Annotated in this window: 16 protein-coding genes and 1 riboswitch; of the genes, 7 read left to right on the forward strand and 9 right to left on the reverse strand. The window is 74.5% G+C overall.

The window, feature by feature from the left end; translation table 11 throughout:
* Nucleotides 1-32: 32 nt before the first annotated feature.
* The 3 genes from pepT to DSM104329_RS25180 form a co-directional block, all read right to left on the reverse strand.
* The gene (gene pepT / locus DSM104329_RS25170; protein ID WP_259312613.1) at nt 33-1,301 is read right to left on the reverse strand and encodes a peptidase T; all 1,269 of its coding nucleotides are present in this window, start codon (nt 1,299-1,301) and stop codon (nt 33-35) included.
* Nucleotides 1,298-2,242: an aldo/keto reductase gene (locus tag DSM104329_RS25175; protein WP_259312614.1), complete on the reverse strand. Its 945-nt coding sequence runs from the start codon at nt 2,240-2,242 to the stop codon at nt 1,298-1,300. The genes pepT and DSM104329_RS25175 overlap by 4 nt, the downstream gene beginning before the upstream one ends.
* A 71-nt stretch (nt 2,243-2,313) precedes the next feature.
* Entirely contained in the window at nt 2,314-2,796 is a 483-nt protein-coding gene (locus DSM104329_RS25180; RefSeq protein WP_259312615.1) for a cupin domain-containing protein, read from the reverse strand.
* A 188-nt stretch (nt 2,797-2,984) separates the two neighbouring features.
* Between DSM104329_RS25180 and DSM104329_RS25185 the strand changes: the two genes are divergently transcribed.
* The 4 genes from DSM104329_RS25185 to DSM104329_RS25200 all read left to right on the forward strand — a co-directional run bounded on the left by DSM104329_RS25185 (nt 2,985) and on the right by DSM104329_RS25200 (nt 5,920).
* Nucleotides 2,985-4,244 (forward strand): sensor histidine kinase, encoded by a 1,260-nt coding sequence (locus DSM104329_RS25185; protein WP_259312616.1) that lies wholly within the window; start codon nt 2,985-2,987, stop codon nt 4,242-4,244.
* Nucleotides 4,241-4,873 carry a response regulator gene (locus tag DSM104329_RS25190; RefSeq protein WP_259312617.1) on the forward strand — a complete coding sequence of 211 codons (633 nt, stop codon included), beginning with the start codon at nt 4,241-4,243 and terminating at the stop codon, nt 4,871-4,873. The genes DSM104329_RS25185 and DSM104329_RS25190 overlap by 4 nt, the downstream gene beginning before the upstream one ends.
* Before the next feature lie 66 nt (nt 4,874-4,939).
* Nucleotides 4,940-5,410: a hypothetical protein gene (locus tag DSM104329_RS25195; RefSeq protein WP_259312618.1), complete on the forward strand. Its 471-nt coding sequence runs from the start codon at nt 4,940-4,942 to the stop codon at nt 5,408-5,410.
* Between the two features lie 102 nt (nt 5,411-5,512).
* Complete coding sequence (locus tag DSM104329_RS25200) at nt 5,513-5,920, forward strand: hypothetical protein (RefSeq protein ID WP_259312619.1); 408 nt, start codon at nt 5,513-5,515, stop codon at nt 5,918-5,920.
* Nucleotides 5,921-5,990: 70 nt separating this feature from the next.
* On the opposite strand, the gene DSM104329_RS25205 is transcribed toward DSM104329_RS25200, so the two are convergent.
* Together DSM104329_RS25205 and DSM104329_RS25210 are read right to left on the reverse strand one after the other, a co-directional pair.
* Nucleotides 5,991-6,404, reverse strand: coding sequence for a nuclear transport factor 2 family protein (locus DSM104329_RS25205; protein WP_259312620.1), 414 nt, complete (start codon nt 6,402-6,404; stop codon nt 5,991-5,993).
* A 50-nt stretch (nt 6,405-6,454) separates the two neighbouring features.
* Nucleotides 6,455-7,507, reverse strand: a complete 1,053-nt coding sequence (locus DSM104329_RS25210; protein WP_259312621.1) for a peptidoglycan-binding domain-containing protein — start codon at nt 7,505-7,507, stop codon at nt 6,455-6,457.
* An 83-nt stretch (nt 7,508-7,590) separates the two neighbouring features.
* Here DSM104329_RS25210 and DSM104329_RS25215 point away from each other — a divergent pair, with 83 nt between their 5' ends.
* Nucleotides 7,591-8,631, forward strand: coding sequence for a hypothetical protein (locus tag DSM104329_RS25215; protein WP_259312622.1), 1,041 nt, complete (start codon nt 7,591-7,593; stop codon nt 8,629-8,631).
* On the opposite strand, the gene DSM104329_RS25220 is transcribed toward DSM104329_RS25215, so the two are convergent.
* Complete coding sequence (locus tag DSM104329_RS25220; protein ID WP_259312623.1) at nt 8,619-9,098, reverse strand: PilZ domain-containing protein; 480 nt, start codon at nt 9,096-9,098, stop codon at nt 8,619-8,621. The two genes, DSM104329_RS25215 and DSM104329_RS25220, sit on opposite strands and share 13 nt — an antisense overlap.
* Nucleotides 9,099-9,208: 110 nt before the next feature.
* Nucleotides 9,209-9,371, forward strand: a riboswitch (cyclic di-AMP (ydaO/yuaA leader).
* Nucleotides 9,372-9,416: 45 nt separating this feature from the next.
* On the opposite strand from DSM104329_RS25220, the gene DSM104329_RS28995 reads away from it, so the two are divergent.
* The gene (locus tag DSM104329_RS28995) at nt 9,417-10,301 is read left to right on the forward strand and encodes a peptidoglycan-binding protein (RefSeq protein ID WP_326924465.1); all 885 of its coding nucleotides are present in this window, start codon (nt 9,417-9,419) and stop codon (nt 10,299-10,301) included.
* Here DSM104329_RS28995 and DSM104329_RS25235 read toward each other — a convergent pair.
* Entirely contained in the window at nt 10,295-11,278 is a 984-nt protein-coding gene (locus DSM104329_RS25235) for a zinc-dependent alcohol dehydrogenase family protein (RefSeq protein ID WP_259312624.1), read from the reverse strand. The two genes, DSM104329_RS28995 and DSM104329_RS25235, sit on opposite strands and share 7 nt — an antisense overlap.
* 106 nt (nt 11,279-11,384) lie before the next feature.
* Between DSM104329_RS25235 and DSM104329_RS25240 the strand changes: the two genes are divergently transcribed.
* The gene (locus tag DSM104329_RS25240; RefSeq protein ID WP_259312625.1) at nt 11,385-12,332 is read left to right on the forward strand and encodes a glycosyl hydrolase; all 948 of its coding nucleotides are present in this window, start codon (nt 11,385-11,387) and stop codon (nt 12,330-12,332) included.
* Between the two features lie 72 nt (nt 12,333-12,404).
* On the opposite strand, the gene DSM104329_RS25245 is transcribed toward DSM104329_RS25240, so the two are convergent.
* Together DSM104329_RS25245 and DSM104329_RS25250 are read right to left on the reverse strand one after the other, a co-directional pair.
* Nucleotides 12,405-12,857, reverse strand: a complete 453-nt coding sequence (locus DSM104329_RS25245) for a hypothetical protein (protein ID WP_259312626.1) — start codon at nt 12,855-12,857, stop codon at nt 12,405-12,407.
* Nucleotides 12,858-12,862: 5 nt separating this feature from the next.
* The gene (locus DSM104329_RS25250) at nt 12,863-14,506 is read right to left on the reverse strand and encodes a hypothetical protein (protein ID WP_259312627.1); all 1,644 of its coding nucleotides are present in this window, start codon (nt 14,504-14,506) and stop codon (nt 12,863-12,865) included.
* Nucleotides 14,507-14,591: the final 85 nt, after the last annotated feature.

Raw genomic sequence — 14,591 nt, forward strand, 5'->3', positions numbered from 1 at the left:
CGCGGCCGCCGACGTCGCGCGCTTCGAGGGCCTCAGTCGCTGACCGCCGCCCACTCGCCGGCCAGGCGCACGATCGTCGCCGCCGACGCCGCCATCTCCTGCAGCGACGCCCACTCGCGCACCGAGTGGTACTCGTGGCCGCCGGTGAACAGGTTCGGCGTCGGCAGGCCCCGCGCGCTGAGGATCGAGCCGTCGGTGCCGCCGCGGATGGGCTGGTTGACCGGCTCGAGCCCCTCCGCCCGCATCGCCCGGATCGCCGCGTCGACGATCTCCGGGTGCGGCTCGATGAAACGGCGCATGTTCGGGTACTGCGGCCTGACCTCGACGGTGACCTTGGCCCGCGGCTCGGCGCCGGCGACCTCCTCGGCGACGCGCCGCAGGAGCGCCGCGTGCCCCTCGAGCTTCTCGTCGTCGAAGTCGCGCAGGATCGCGTGGATCTCGGCGCGTGCCGCCGTGGCCTGCACCTCGAAGACGTGGATGAAGCCGTCTCGGCCCGACGTCCGCTCGGGCGTGAGCTCGGCCGGCAGGCGGTCGAGGATCTGCCCCGCCAGCCGGGTCGCGTTGACGAGCTTGCCGGTGGCGAACCCGGGATGGACGTCGTGGCCGTCGATCCGGACGACCGCGCCCGCCGCCATGAAGGTCTCGTCCGAGAGCTCGCCGAGCGTGGAGCCGTCGATCGTGTAGGCGGCGCGCGCGCCGAAACGCTCGATGTCGAACAGCGACGCGCCTTCGCCGATCTCCTCGTCGGGCGTGAAGCCGATGCGCAGCGTGGGGCGTGGCAGCTCCGGGTGCGCCGCGAGATGCGCCACCGCGGTCATGATCTCCGCCACCCCGGCCTTGTCGTCGGCGCCCAGGAGGGTGTCGCCGCTCGACGTGACGAGGTCGTGGCCGACCGCGTCGCGCAGCTCGGGCATCGCCTCGGGGTCGAGGACCGTCCCGCCGCGCGGCAGAACCACCACGCCGCCGTCATAGCCGCGGTGCACGATCGGCTCGACCCCGTCGCCCGGCGCGTCAGGGCTCGTGTCGACGTGCGCGATGAGGCCGACGACCGCCGGGCCCGCGCCCTCGCCGGCCGGCAGCGTCGCCATCACGTAGCCGTTGGCGTCGAGGTCGGCGTCCTCGAGGCCGAGCGCAAGCAGCTCGTCGACGAGCATGCGCGACAGGTCGAGCTGTCCGGGCGTGCTGGGGCTGTGGGTGCGGTCGCGAGCCGACTGGGTGCTCACGCGCACGTACCGCTCGAAGCGCTCGAGCAGGCCCGGCGCAAGCTCCTCGGCCAGCGCTGACGTATACGCGGCGGTCACGATGCGGCCGCGCCGGCCGGCTCGCTGGCCGCGGTCAGCCGCTCGACCTCGCCGGCCGCGAGCTCGAGGCCGGCCAGGGGCAGCAGGTCGGCGAGCTGCTCGGTCGTGCGCGCGCTGGCGATCGGCGCCGTGACCGTCGGCTGGGCGAGCAGCCAGGCCAGCGCCACCGCGGCCACGGTCGTGTCGTGGGCCGCCGCCACCTCGTCGAGCGCCCCGAGCACCGCGATGCCGCGCTCGTCGAGGTACTTCGCCGCGCCCTGGGCCCGCGGGCTCGAGCCCTCCGGGGCGCCCGGCCGGTACTTGCCCGTGAGGAAGCCCATCGCCAGCGACCAGTACGGCAGGCAGCCGAGGCCCTCGCGGGCGACGACGTCGCGCAGCTCACGCTCGTAGCCACGTTCGACCAGGCTGTACTCGGGCTGCAGCGCGACGAAGCGGGCGAACCCCTCGCGGTCGCTGACCGCCAGCGCCTCGGCCAGCCGCGGCGCCGAGAAGTTCGACGCGGCGACGTGGCGGACCTTGCCCTCGCGCACGAGCGCGTCGAACGTGCCGAGCGTCTCCTCGAGCGGCGTGTTGGGGTCGTCGTAGTGGATGTAGTAGACGTCGATGTGGTCGCTGCGCAGACGCTCGAGCGACGCCTCGGCCTTGGCCCGCACGTTCGCGGCGGTCAGCGGCTGGTCCTTGCCCGCCTTCGTCGCCACCACGATCCGCTCGCGGTTGCCGCGCGCGGCCATCCACTCGCCGATGATCGCCTCCGACTCGCCCCCGGTGTTGCCGGGCACCCACGCCGAGTACGTGTCCGCCGTGTCGATGAAGTTGCCGCCCGCCGCGGCGAAGGCGTCGAGCACCGCGAAGGACTGATCGCGATCCGCGGTCCAGCCGAACACGTTGCCGCCGAGGCACAGCGGGAAGACGTCGAGATCCGAGGCGCCGAGCTTGGTCATCGACCGACCGTAGCGCGCCGGGGTCACGGGCGGACCGGCGGCCCGCCCGGCCCCTCCCGGCGCGAGGCGCTCTACGACGCCGGCGACGACGGCGGCGCGCCGTTCGGGAACAGGCTCGACAGCAGGATGACGACGCGCCCGCCCGTGTTGTTCGCGGCATGGTGGACCATGCCGGGCTGCTCGACGATCCAGTCGCCCGCCCGCAGGCGCGCGGTCTGCCCGGGGCGCAGCGTGCGCAGCTTGCGGGCGCTGCCGGCGTCGCCGCGGTACACGGGCACGGCGCCGTTGCGCTCGACCGTGTAGGTCAGCGTCCCCTGCTCGATGCGGGCGATCTCGGTGCCCGGGTGGGTGTGCGCGGCGAGCTGCGCGCCGGCGGGGATGGTCACGCGGGTCAGGCCGAGCGTGCGGCCCTTGCCGCCCACCGGGTCCTTCGCGCTGGCGAGCTCGCTGCGGGTCGGCTGTCCGGCGGCGACGGCGTAGCCGCCGGCGGCGGCAGCGGGGATGGCGATCGCGACCAGGCCGATGGCGGCGATCCGGCGAGTCCGTGCGGGCATTGGATGAGGTTCCTTCCGTGGAGGTGGGGCGGCCAGCCTACGCGCGATGGGACTTTGGTCGCACCGCCCGTGCGGCGGAGGCCGCGGTCGGGGAAGATGCGGGCGCGGTGCGCGTCCGGGACAAACGCAGGCGAGGGCCGGCCGCGGCGGGCCCGCCGCCGAGCATCGGCTCAGCCGTCGCACGGTTCATGCTCGGCAGCATCCTGGCGATCGCCGTGGTGGTCGTCGGCGGCTTCTTCGCGCTGCGCTCGATCACGGTCGACGAGGCCAAGCGCCAGACCCGCGAGCGCGTCGAGGCCGAGGGGCATCTCGTCGAGGCCGCCGCGCTGACCGACGGGGTGCTGCGCGGCAACCGCCGGGCGCTGGCCCGGCTCGACGACGTCGTGGTCGGCCAGGTGCTCGCCGGCTCGATCGTCCGCGTGAAGGTCTGGTCCGCGGACGGGCGGATCCTCTACTCCGACGAGCCGTCGCTGATCGGGCGCCGCTTCGGCCTCGGCGCGGAGGAGCGCGCGCTGCTGCGCACGGGCGGCTCCGACGCGGAGTTGAGCGACCTGACCCGGCCGGAGAACCAGCTCGAGCGCCCGGCGGGCAAGCTGCTCGAGGCCTACACCCCGATCCGCACGCCCGACGGCACGCCGGTGCTGTTCGAGATCTACCAGCGCTTCAGCTCGGTGAGCGCGAGCGGCGAACGGCTGCTGCGCGCGCTCGCGCCGCCGCTCCTCGCCGGCCTCGCGGTCCTCCTGCTGTTCCAGGTCCCGCTCGCCTGGTCGCTGGCGCGGCGGCTGCAACGCGGCCACCGCGAGCGTGAGGAGCTGCTCGAGAGCGCGGTCGATGCGTCCGCCCAGGAGCGCCGGCGCATCGCCGCCGATCTCCACGACGGGGCGGTGCAGGACCTGGCCGGCGTGGCCTTCGGCCTCGCGCCGCTCGCCGACGAGGCCGAGCGCCGCGGCGACGCCGACCAGGCCCATGCGCTGCGCGCGGCGACCGCGCGGCTGCGACAGGGCGTGCGCGAGCTGCGGACGCTGCTCGTCGAGATCCATCCGCCGAACCTCGCGACGGCGGGGCTGGAGGCGGCGCTCGGGGACCTGCTCAGTCCGCTCGACGCCGCGGGCCTGCGCACCGAGCTGCATGTCGACGCGGGTGCGCCCGATGGCCACGACGAGCTCGTCTACCGGGTGGCGCGCGAGGCGCTGCGCAACGTGGCCAAGCACGCGCAGGCCCGCTCCGTGCGGGTGGACGTGGCGCCGGGCGCGGGCGGCGCGACGCGGCTCGTCATCGCCGACGACGGGCGAGGGTTCGCGGCGGCGGAGCGCGACGACCACGAGACCGAGGGCCACATGGGCCTCAGGCTGGTCGCCGACCTGGCCGAGCGGGCCGGCGGGCATCTGACGATCGACTCCGCGCCCGGACGGGGAACGACCATCGACCTGGAGGTGCCCGCGGCATGATCCGCGTCCTCATCGCCGACGACCACGGCGTCATCCGCGACGGCCTCGGACGGCTGATCGGCGCGCTGCCCGACATGGAGGTCGTCGGGCTGGCGGCCGACGGCGAGCAGGCGGTCGCCCAGGCCGCCGCCGCGCAGCCGGATGTCGTGCTCATGGACCTCGAGATGCCGGGCGTCGACGGGATCGAGGCGACGCGGCGCATCCTCGTCGACGCGCCGCGCACGGCGGTGCTCGTGCTGACGTCGTTCTCGGACCGGCCGCGGATCCTCGGGGCGCTCGAGGCGGGGGCGTGCGGCTACCTGCTCAAGGACGTCGACGCCGAACAGGTCGCGGAGGGCATCCGCGCCGCGGCGCGGGGCGAGTCGCCGCTCGACCCGCGCGCGGCCCGCACCGTGCTGGCGGCGCGCAGCGAGCCCGACCCGACCGCCGGGCTCTCCGCGCGCGAGCGCGAGGTGCTCGAGCTGCTCGTCGAGGGGCTGCCGAACAAGCTCATCGCGCGCCGGCTCGGGATCAGCGAGAAGACCGTCAAGTCGCACCTCACCGCGGTCTACCGCGCCATCGACGTGACCGACCGCACGCAGGCGGCGCTGTGGGCCGAGCGCAACGGCCTGCGCCCGGCCGGGCGCTGAGCCGCGATGCGACGAAGGTCCCATTGCGCGTGCGACCGCCCGTGCACCACGGTGGTGGGCTGCGCCATGACCTCCGCCCGCCACCGCCACCGCCTCCTGACTCCCCGCCGCGCCCTCGCGCTCCTCGGCGTGCTCGGCGCGCTCGGCGCGCCGGCGGTCCTCGGTGCGGGGCCGGCCCTCGCCCGCGACGGCGGGGATGACGGCGGCGGCCGCGGGGGCGGCGGCGACCGCCGCGAGGTGCGGGTCACCGGCACCTGCGACCGCGGCGCCTCCATCCGGCTGCGGCTGCGCTCGCGCGACGGCGAGCTGCGCGCAGACGTCGAGCTCGACCACGCGCGACGGGGCTCCTCGTGGCGCCTTGTTCTCGTCCAGGACCGCCGGGTCGTCTGGCGCGGGCGGGCGCGGATCGGACCGGGCTCGGACTCCGCCGAGATCGAGCGCCGGCTGCGCGACCTGCCGGGGGCCGACTCCGTCAGCGCGCGGGCCTGGGGACCCGGCGGCGCGACGTGCTTCGTCGCGGCCACGCTGGCGGGCTGAGCGGTGCGCAGGTCCCGCCGGCGATGCGACCAAGGTCCACTGGTGCCTGCGACCGAACCGGTGCGACGGTGACGGTGCTTGCCCCCGACCGAAAGGACCACCATGCGCAAGCGCCTCTCCCCCATCCTCATCGCCGCCGTCGCGGCCGCCGCCCTCGGCGGCACCGCGGGCGTCGCGTCGGCCAAGCACGGCGCCGACGATCCCGCCGGCCACGTCCGCCACGGCCAAGGGGCCGACGACGCGACGGCCCGCATCGCCCGCCACGGCCGCGGCGCCGACGATGGTCCCGGCCACGTCCGCCACGGCCAAGGGGCCGACGACGCGACCGCTCGCACCGCCCGCCACGGCCGCGGCGCCGACGATGGTCCCGGCCACGTCCGCCACGGCCGCCACGGCCGCGGTGCCGACGACGCGACCGCTCGCACCGCTCGCCACGGCCGCGGCGCCGACGACGGCCCCGGCCACGTCCGCCACGGCGGCGGCGCCGACGACGGCCCGAACCACACCTGATCGCCCGCTCCACGATCGGTCCAGCCGCACGCGGCCGCCCCATCCGGGGCGGCCGCTGTGCTGTCAGCGGTCAGGCGTGGTCGCGCGCATGGGACATCGCCGCAGTGCGCGTCGAGAAGACCTGACCCGAGGCGACGAGCCCGCCGCGCAGGCGCCAGACCCACACGACCTCGTCACGCAGCGGATCGCCGCCCGAGACGCCGCGGACACGGCCGAAGACCACGACCGAGCCGGACACCGCGCGATAGTCGACCGGCTCGACCTCGAGCCCGTCGGGCCACACCCGCGCGACGTCGTCGAAGTACTCGCGGATGCCGTCGTGGCCCTGATAGCGCTCCCGGCCGGTGAGGCCGACCGTGCCGAGCGGCCGCAGCTCGCAGTCGGGCGTCGCCCAGGCGAGGGCGGCCTCGACGTCGCGCCGGTTGAACGCGTCCATCAACGAGCTCACCGTCGCGATCAGCGCGTCCCGCGGATCGTCGCTCATCGCCGACCGAGCCTACCTGCTCGGGTGCGGTCCGGCGGCCGCCGGGGGCGTCAGCCGGCCGACGCGCCGGTGTCGCCGCCGTCGTCCGACAGCAGCGCCGACCAGGTCGCGGGGTCGAGCGTGCCGGTCGCCGCGAGCCCGGAGTCGGCCTGGAACGCCTGCACCGCCCGGCGCGTCGTCGTGTCGAAGCGGGTGTCGGTCGTCACCGTGTACCCGCGCTCGCGCAGGTGGTCCTTGGCCCAGACGACGTAGTCGCTGCGCGAGCCCGGTCGCACCGTCGGGTACGTCGGCTGCGCGGCCGGGAGCGCCGGGCGTCCCACCCGCGGCGTCAGCGCCGCCCATCCGGACGTGCTGGCGCTGTCCCAGCTCCACCAGCTCACGCCGGTGACGTCGTAGGCGAGCCCCAGGCGCCGGAAGCTCAGGACGTCGGACCGGCGGGGCCCCTCGTAGAGCTGGCCGATCGGCGCCAGCGGCTTGCCGTACACGCTGTTGTCGGCGACCGTGCGCGCGAACGCGACGCTCGGGCTGTGACCGATCGCCTTCCAGTAGATCTGCGGCAGGTTGACCGTCGCGCCGCCCTCGCCGAGGAACACCGAGTAGGGCTCCAGCGGGTGCAGCGACACGTACGGAAAGCTCGTGAAGCCGACCGGGAAGTCGGGACCGATCCGCTTGCGCAGGGACTTCATGTAGGTGCGCGCCTGGCGGTACTTGCCCTCGAGCTCGACCTCGGCGTCGATGACGAAGCAGTCGGCACCGGCGGTCACGGCCGTCGCCGCCGCGGCCGCCTCGGCGGTCGGGCTGGTGCCCAGCAGCCGCTGGTAGCCGCACACGTTGAGCCCCTCGGCCTTGAGCGCGGCGACCAGCTCCGGCGAGAACTGGCTCCACGGCGCGGGACCGTGCGCCGCCTTGATGAACAGCGTGTCGATGTTGGCCGCGCGGGCGCGCTCGGCGATGCCGGCCGGGTCGCCGCCGGCCGCCCTCGGCACCTGCCAGATCCACATCCCGTTGCCCGCGAACGGGTCGTCGTCCGCGCCGGCCGCGGGGGCGAGCGCGAGGCAGGCGAGGAGCACGGCGAGGGGCAGCAGGCGAAGAAGGGGTGGCACGGCGTCAGGAACACCGTTCGCAGCCCGGAGGTGCGGTCCTGCGGATTTCAGTGGCGTTCAGGTTGGGTACCAGACTGAGGCACATGCTCGTGCGCCTCGCCCTGGCCGCCGCCGCTCTCACGGTTCTGCTCCCGGCCGCCGCCCAGGCCTCCTCGCCGTCGTTCGTCGACCGCGTCGTCGACACCGGCGCCGTGAAGCGCGTGCAGGCCACGGCCGCCCAGAACGACCAGACCCTCGCCATTCCGACGAAGGAGGGCTACTCGGTTTCGGTCTCGTTCGGCTCGGGCGTGCCGGTCAACCAGGAGCTCGCGCAGTCCTACGTCGGCTTCCTCGACGCCCTCCCCCACGGGAGCGAGCTCGACAAGCTCAGCATGGTCATCGCCGACCAGGCCGAGGTGGCGACGCTGTGCGGCGGCGACGAGGGCGACGGCATCCTCGCCTGCTACGGCTCCCGCGGGATGCAGATGATCGTCCCGTCCAGCGGCCTGCAGACCACGACGGAGGACGGGGGCTACACGACCGCGTACGTGCTCACCCACGAGTACGGCCATCACATCGCGGCCAACCGCAAGAACCAGGGCTTCCAGGCGATCGACTACGGCCCGAAGTTCTGGGCGTCCTACGAGCTCGTCTGCGACCGCGCGCTGGGCAACCGGCTGTTCCCGGGCGACGAGGGCCGCTCCTACCTGCGCAACCCCGGCGAGGCCTGGGCCGAGGCGTACGCCCGCCTCACCTTCCCCGACCAGCCGTGGACGTTCACGAGCCTGCTGCGCCCGGACGCCACCGCGCTCGACGCCGCCCGCCGGGACGTGCTCACGCCCTGGACGAAGAACGCGTCCCGGACGTTCATCATGGCCGGCAGCCGCAGCACCCAGAGCTTCGGGGTGCCGCTCACGCTCGACGGCCGCGTGTCGGCCGTCGTGCGCGGACGCTCGGGCTCGGACGTCGGAGTGACGGTCACGTCGGGGCGCCAGAAGGTCGGCCACAGCGACACGCGCGGCGCCCGCAACCAGTGGACGCTGCGCTCCGGCTGCCGCGAGCGCCCGACGGAGACGCTGACCTTCAAGGTCACGCGGACGTCCGGCGGTGGCCCGGTGACGCTGCTCGTCAGCTACCCGGGCTGACCCGCGGCCCCGGCGCCGGCGCGGACGTAGCGCTCGAGCCGGTCGCGGTCGTCCTCGGGCAGCTCCTCGAAGGCGACGCCCTTGCAGCCGTCCGCGGTCTCGCGCACGACGCGCCCGCGGCCGCCGACCGGCTCGCCGAGGTCCAGGCGCACGTCGAGCACCTCGCCCACGGTGAGATCGGAGGGCCCCGCGAGCAGGACCCCGCCCGGGCTGACGTCGAGGGCGAACGTGCGCTGCTCGTCCAGGCCGCGGCGCACCACGACCGGCCGGGCGACGGGCGCGCGGGCCAGGCGCCGGCGGTCGGGCCCGACGTGATGGACGACCGGCTGCTCGAACGGGTCGGGGGCGGGCGCGCGATCGGGCGCACCCACGCCGCCGCGGCCGCGCGACAGCCAGATCGCGCCCAGCGCGACGACGACCCCCGCCGCCACGATGCTCAGCTCCATGACCGCCCCCGCCGCCACCATCGCGCGGACCTTACGGTGCGGGCGCCCGGCATGCCACCGATCACGCGCACGGCTGCGCCCAGACGAACGTCCTGCAAGCGCGCTTGCAGGAAGCAGGAGAACCGGCAGCTACGGTGACGGCGCCGAATCGCCGTGCTCCCGAAGGCACGGCGAGCGGGGGACCCAATGCGGCCATGACAGGCCGCGGGGCGAATCGCCGTCGTGACGACGGCGTAGCGCACCGGTTTGCGCGATCCCTGCAGCTAACCCCGTAGGCACGCAACCGGAGATGAAGGAGCCCCGACGTTGTCCTGCGTCACGTCTGCCTGCCGCCTCGCGGTGGGCGCCTCAGCCGCCCTCGCGGTGGCCGCCGCGCCCGCACAGGCCGCCCGCACGATCGAGCGCGGCGACCACGGCGACGCCGTCCGCGCCCTCCAGCGCGCGCTCGGCCAGCCGCCCGACGGCGCGTTCGGTCCGGGGACCAAGCGAGCGGTCGTCCGCTTCCAGCGCCGCCACGGGCTCACCGCGGACGGCGTCGTCGGGCCGTCGACGTGGACCGCGATCCTCGCCGCGCGCAAGCGCCACAGCCCGCTGCGGTCGGCCTCGTCGCGCGGCACCTCGGCGCGGCCGCGCGTCGCGCACCGCGGCCCGGCCGTCCGCACGCTGCAGCGCAAGCTCGGCCTCGGCGCCGACGGCGTCTTCGGCCCGCAGACGCGCGCCGCGGTCAAGCGCTTCCAGGCGCGCCACGGGCTGACGGCGGACGGCGTCGTCGGCCCCGCGACGTGGACCGCGCTCGGCATCGGGGGCCATCCGCCGGTGCTCAAGGCGGACCGCGCCGGCGGCGCCGCCACCGCGCCGTCGGGCCGCGGCGCGAGCGGCGCCCTGCAGCGCGCGGTCGCAGCCGCGAACCGGATCGACCCGCTGCCCTACAAGTACGGCGGCGGCCACCGCAGCTTCACCGACACCGGCTACGACTGCTCGGGCTCGGTCTCCTACGTCCTGCACGCCGCCGGCCTGCTGCGTACGCCGAAGGACTCCTCGCAGCTGATGTCCTACGGCGCCCCCGGACGCGGCCGGCACATCACGATCTACGCGAACCCCGGCCACGCCTACATGACCATCGACGGGCGCCGCTTCGACACGTCCGGCGACGCGGCCGGGCGCTGGCAGTCCGACCTGCGTTCGAGCGCCGGGTACACGGTGCGCCACCCGCCGGGCTACTGACGCCCGATCTCGAGGACGGCGGCGCCCTCGAAGCGCCCGGCGCGGAGGTCCTCGAGCGCGTCGTTGACGCGCTCGAGCGGGTACGGCGTGACGGTCGGCCGCAGCGGCACGCGCGGCGCGAGCGCCAGCAGCTCCTCCCCGTCGCGCCGGGTGAGGTTGGCGACCGAGCGGATCTGACGCTCCTCCCACAGGTCGGCGTAGCGCAGCGACGGGATGTCGCTCATGTGGATGCCCGCGCAGACGACGACGCCGCCGCGGTCGAGCGCCCGCAGCGCGGTGACCACCAGGGCGCCGACCGGCGCGAAGACGATCGCCGCATCGAGCGGCTCCGGCGGCGCCTCGTCGCTCGAGCCCGCCCACTCGGCTCCGAGCGAGCGCGCGAACGCCTGGCCCTCGTCGTCGCCCGGCCGGGTGAAGGCGAACACCCGCCGACCCTCCCAGGCCGCGACCTGGCCGATGAGGTGCGCCGACGCCCCGAAGCCGTACAGGCCCACGCGCTCGGGGTCCCCGGCCAGCCGCAGCGCCCGCAGGCCGATGAGCCCGGCGCACAGCAGCGGCGCGGCGTGCAGGTCGTCGATGCCGTCGGGCAGGGCGAAGCAGAAGCGCGCATCGGCGACGGTGCGCTCGGCGAAGCCGCCGTCGATGTCACGGCCGGTGAAGCGCGCCCGCGGGCACAGGTTCTCGCGCCCGCTCATGCAGAACCGGCACTCGCCGCACGTCCAGCCCAGCCACGGCACCCCGACGCGCGCCCCCGGCTCGAATCCCTCGCCGGACAGCACGCGGCCGACGATCTGGTGGCCGAGGACGACGGGCGGGCGCGGGACGCCGACCTCGCCGTCGAGCAGGTGCAGATCCGTCCGGCACACCCCGCACGTCGCGACCTCGATGAGGACCTGGCCGGCGCCGGAGACGGCCGGCTCGGGGATGTCGGCGGCACGCAGCGGCCGGTGCGGCGCGTCGAGGAGCATCGCGCGCATCGCCTCAGCCGCCGTTCGTGCGCTGGCTGCACAGTTCCATGCAGTCATTCTGTGACCCAGCGCACACAGACCGCAACTCGCGCGCCCCCGAGAGGTTCGGGAGGTCATGCCCACCATCAGAACGATCCTCGTGAGCGCGGGATTGGCGCTCATGCTGGCGCTGCCGGCCGGTGCCTCCGCCGCCAAGGTGAAGGTCGACGTCGGTCTCGGCGACCAGAGCTACACGATGTTCGACCAGTCCAACTACAAGGCCCTCGGCCTGACCAAGGTCCGCTACTTCATCAAGTGGGATGCGGCCAAGGACCCGTATCAGCTGCAGCAGGCCGACATCTTCGTCGACCAGGCCAAGAAGGACGGCGCGACCGTCTTCATGACGCCGTCCACGAACGACCTGCGCCTGAAGAAGGCCAAGCTGCCCTCCGTCGCCAGCTACAAGCGCGAGGTCGGCAAGCTCGTCGACCGCTACCGCGCGATGGGGGTCACCGAGTGGGGCGTGTGGAACGAGGCCAACCACCAGTCGCAGCCGACCTACCGGTCGCCGAAGCGCGCGGCGCAGTACTTCAAGGCCATGTACGGCATGTGCCGGGGCTGCAAGATCGTCGCGCTCGACCTGCTCGACCAGACGGTCGCCGACCGGTACGTGTCGAAGTTCTACGCGGCGCTCAGCTCGACCTGGGACAAGCGCGCCAAGCTGATCGGCATCCACAACTACTCGGACGTCAACCGCAAGCACCCGACGGGCACGCAGCGCATCATCAGCGCCGTGCGCCAGAGCGGTCGCAACAAGCAGGCGAAGTTCTGGCTGACGGAGACCGGCGGTCTGGTCGAGTTCGGCCGCGGCTTCCCGTGCGACAAGAGCCGCGCGGCGAACCGCATCAAGTACATGTTCAAGCTCGCGAAGAAGTACGACCGCTACATCGAGCGCATGTACGCGTACGCCTACTGGGGCAACGACTGCGAGGAGCGCTTCGACGCCGGCCTCGTGAACGCCGACGGCTCCAAGCGGCCCGGCTACAACGCCTTCAAGAAGGGGCTGCGCAGCTTCACGAAGTAGGTGGGCTGACCGCGCGCCTTCGCGCGGTCTCGTCGGGAGGCCGGCCGCTGCAGCGGCCGGCCTCGCCGCGTCTCAGGCCTCGGGCGACGGACCGCCGAGATCGAACTGCTGGTCGTCGATGACGACGACGAGCCCCTCGCCCTCCCGGCCCGAGATGACGAGCGTCCGCTCCGGGTCGGCCGTGGGCAGCCAGACGAGGACCACGTGCGGCGCGCCGAGCGCATGGGCCAGGGCGGCGACGCCGTCGGCCACGTGCTCGAGCCCGCCGATCACGCTCGTCACCTCGCCCCGCTCGGCGTCGACGTCGAACGCCGGCAGCCGCCGCAGCTCGACGCCGAGCTCCAGCGGCTCGGCCGTCCGCCAGTCGACCTCGACCGGATCCTCGTCGGCGTCGGGCTCCTGGAGGGTGACGAGGCCGGTCGCGTCACACGTCACGAGGCCGGCGGGCGTGGCGGCGACCGCCTGCAGGGAGCCGCTGCGCGACACGTAGGACCGCAGCGTCGCGGCCACCTCGGGAAGATCCATCGACCTCAATCTACGCGCAGGCGCGCCGCGTGGTCGTTCCACGAGCGCAGGCCGTCGAAGCCGGGCGCGAACACGCCGAGCTTCACCACGTAGTCGCCGGGCGCCGCGTCCTGGCCGACCTTCCACGTCGCGCTGAACGACCGCGCCCGCCCGCGGCGCAGGACGGCGTGGTCGAAGTAGCGCTGGAAGACCTGGGTGCCGTCGCGGTACACCTCGATCGACACGAGCGCCCTCTGCGACTTCGTCGGGCGCACCGCCGCGCGGATGCGCACCGAGCCGCCCCGGCGCACGACCTTGCGATCGACCTTCGCGCGGGTGCTGAACCGGCCCGGGTGACGCAGCGTGGCCGGGATGCGCGTCGGCTGCTTGCCCGCGCGCGGCGGCGCCGGCGTCGTCGCGGGGATCGGCAGTGCGCCGGCCTGGTAGTAGGCGTTCACGCGCGAGCGGAAGTAGCCGCCGTCGTCGTCGGCGCTCAGCGACTCGCGCGTCGCCGTGCCGTTCGGCGGCGGGTTCGTCACGCCGTCGCGCGCGGCGTCGCATGCGCACGTGCCGTCGCCCTGGCCGGAGCCGAACAGCAGCGCGACGACGCCGGCGTCCAGGAACGGCTTGAGGTGCTCGCGCGAGGCGCCCCCGAGCAGCCACTGCACGCGGTTGTCCGCGTAGTGGTGCGGGCTGTCGTCCATCGCCCGGTACAGCGTGTTGCCGAGCGGGATCTGCCACAGCACGATCGGGCGCGCGAGCTTCGCGTGGACGTCGCCGATGTAGCGCGCGAACCGGGCGAAGTCGGCGGCGTCCCACCAGGCGGCGTCGGCGCTGCGGCCGTCGCGCTTGACGGCGTAGCCGGAGTCACGGTCGGCGAACTCGAAGAAGACCGTGTCGAACGGCGTGTGCAGCGAGCGGTAGAAGTGCACGGACCGGGCGGCGAGCGCGTCGACGGCCTCGTCGCCCTCGTTGGAGACGGCGATGTCCTTGCCGGTGCCCCAGATCGACACCTGGTAGCCGAGGCGCACGTTCGGCGCATACGTGTCGCGCAGCCGCCGGACGCCCTGGGCGACGCCCGCCGCGGTGTCGGGCAGGGCGCGCAGGTCGGGCATGCCGGTCGCGGCGACCTGGGCCGGGACCGCCGCGGCGTCGTCGCCGCCCTGGCGCTGGACATAGCCCCACAGGTCCGGCTCGACCTGCAGGACGACCGGCGTGCCGCTCTCGCCCGCCTTCTGGAAGAAGACCTTGAGGTCCTCGAACCAGGCGCGCATCGTGTCGCGGTCGGCGAGGTTGCCGACGACCGCCTGCTGCTCGTCGGACTGGCCCGCGCCGGGCCGGCTCTGGCGCAGCTCGTAGTACGAGAAGACGGGGATCATCCCGTTCGCCGTGGAGTCGGCGATGAAGCTCGACACGAACGAGCCGCCGCCGGTCGCCCAGCCCTGCCAGCTCTGCCCGGTGTTCACGCCGCCGGCCAGGTAGTGGTAGCGCACGCCGAACGGGGCGCTCGCCCGCAGCGCGGCGGCGCCGCCCTCCTCGTCGTCGACGCCGATCTGCAGCGTCGGCGACGGCCACGCCAGGGCGGCGTGGGCGGCAGGGGCTGCGGCCAGCAGGGACAGCAGCGCGCAGAGGACGAGCAGGACGCGGCGCACCTCCCGGAGTATCGGCACGGACCCTCGGACGCCTTGAGGGTCCAGGAGTCTGTTGATCTCCCATCCGTCGATGCGTGAGGACGTGACCGTGGATGCCGGGGAC

The organism is Capillimicrobium parvum (genome assembly GCF_021172045.1).
Taxonomy (GTDB): domain Bacteria; phylum Actinomycetota; class Thermoleophilia; order Solirubrobacterales; family Solirubrobacteraceae; genus Capillimicrobium; species Capillimicrobium parvum.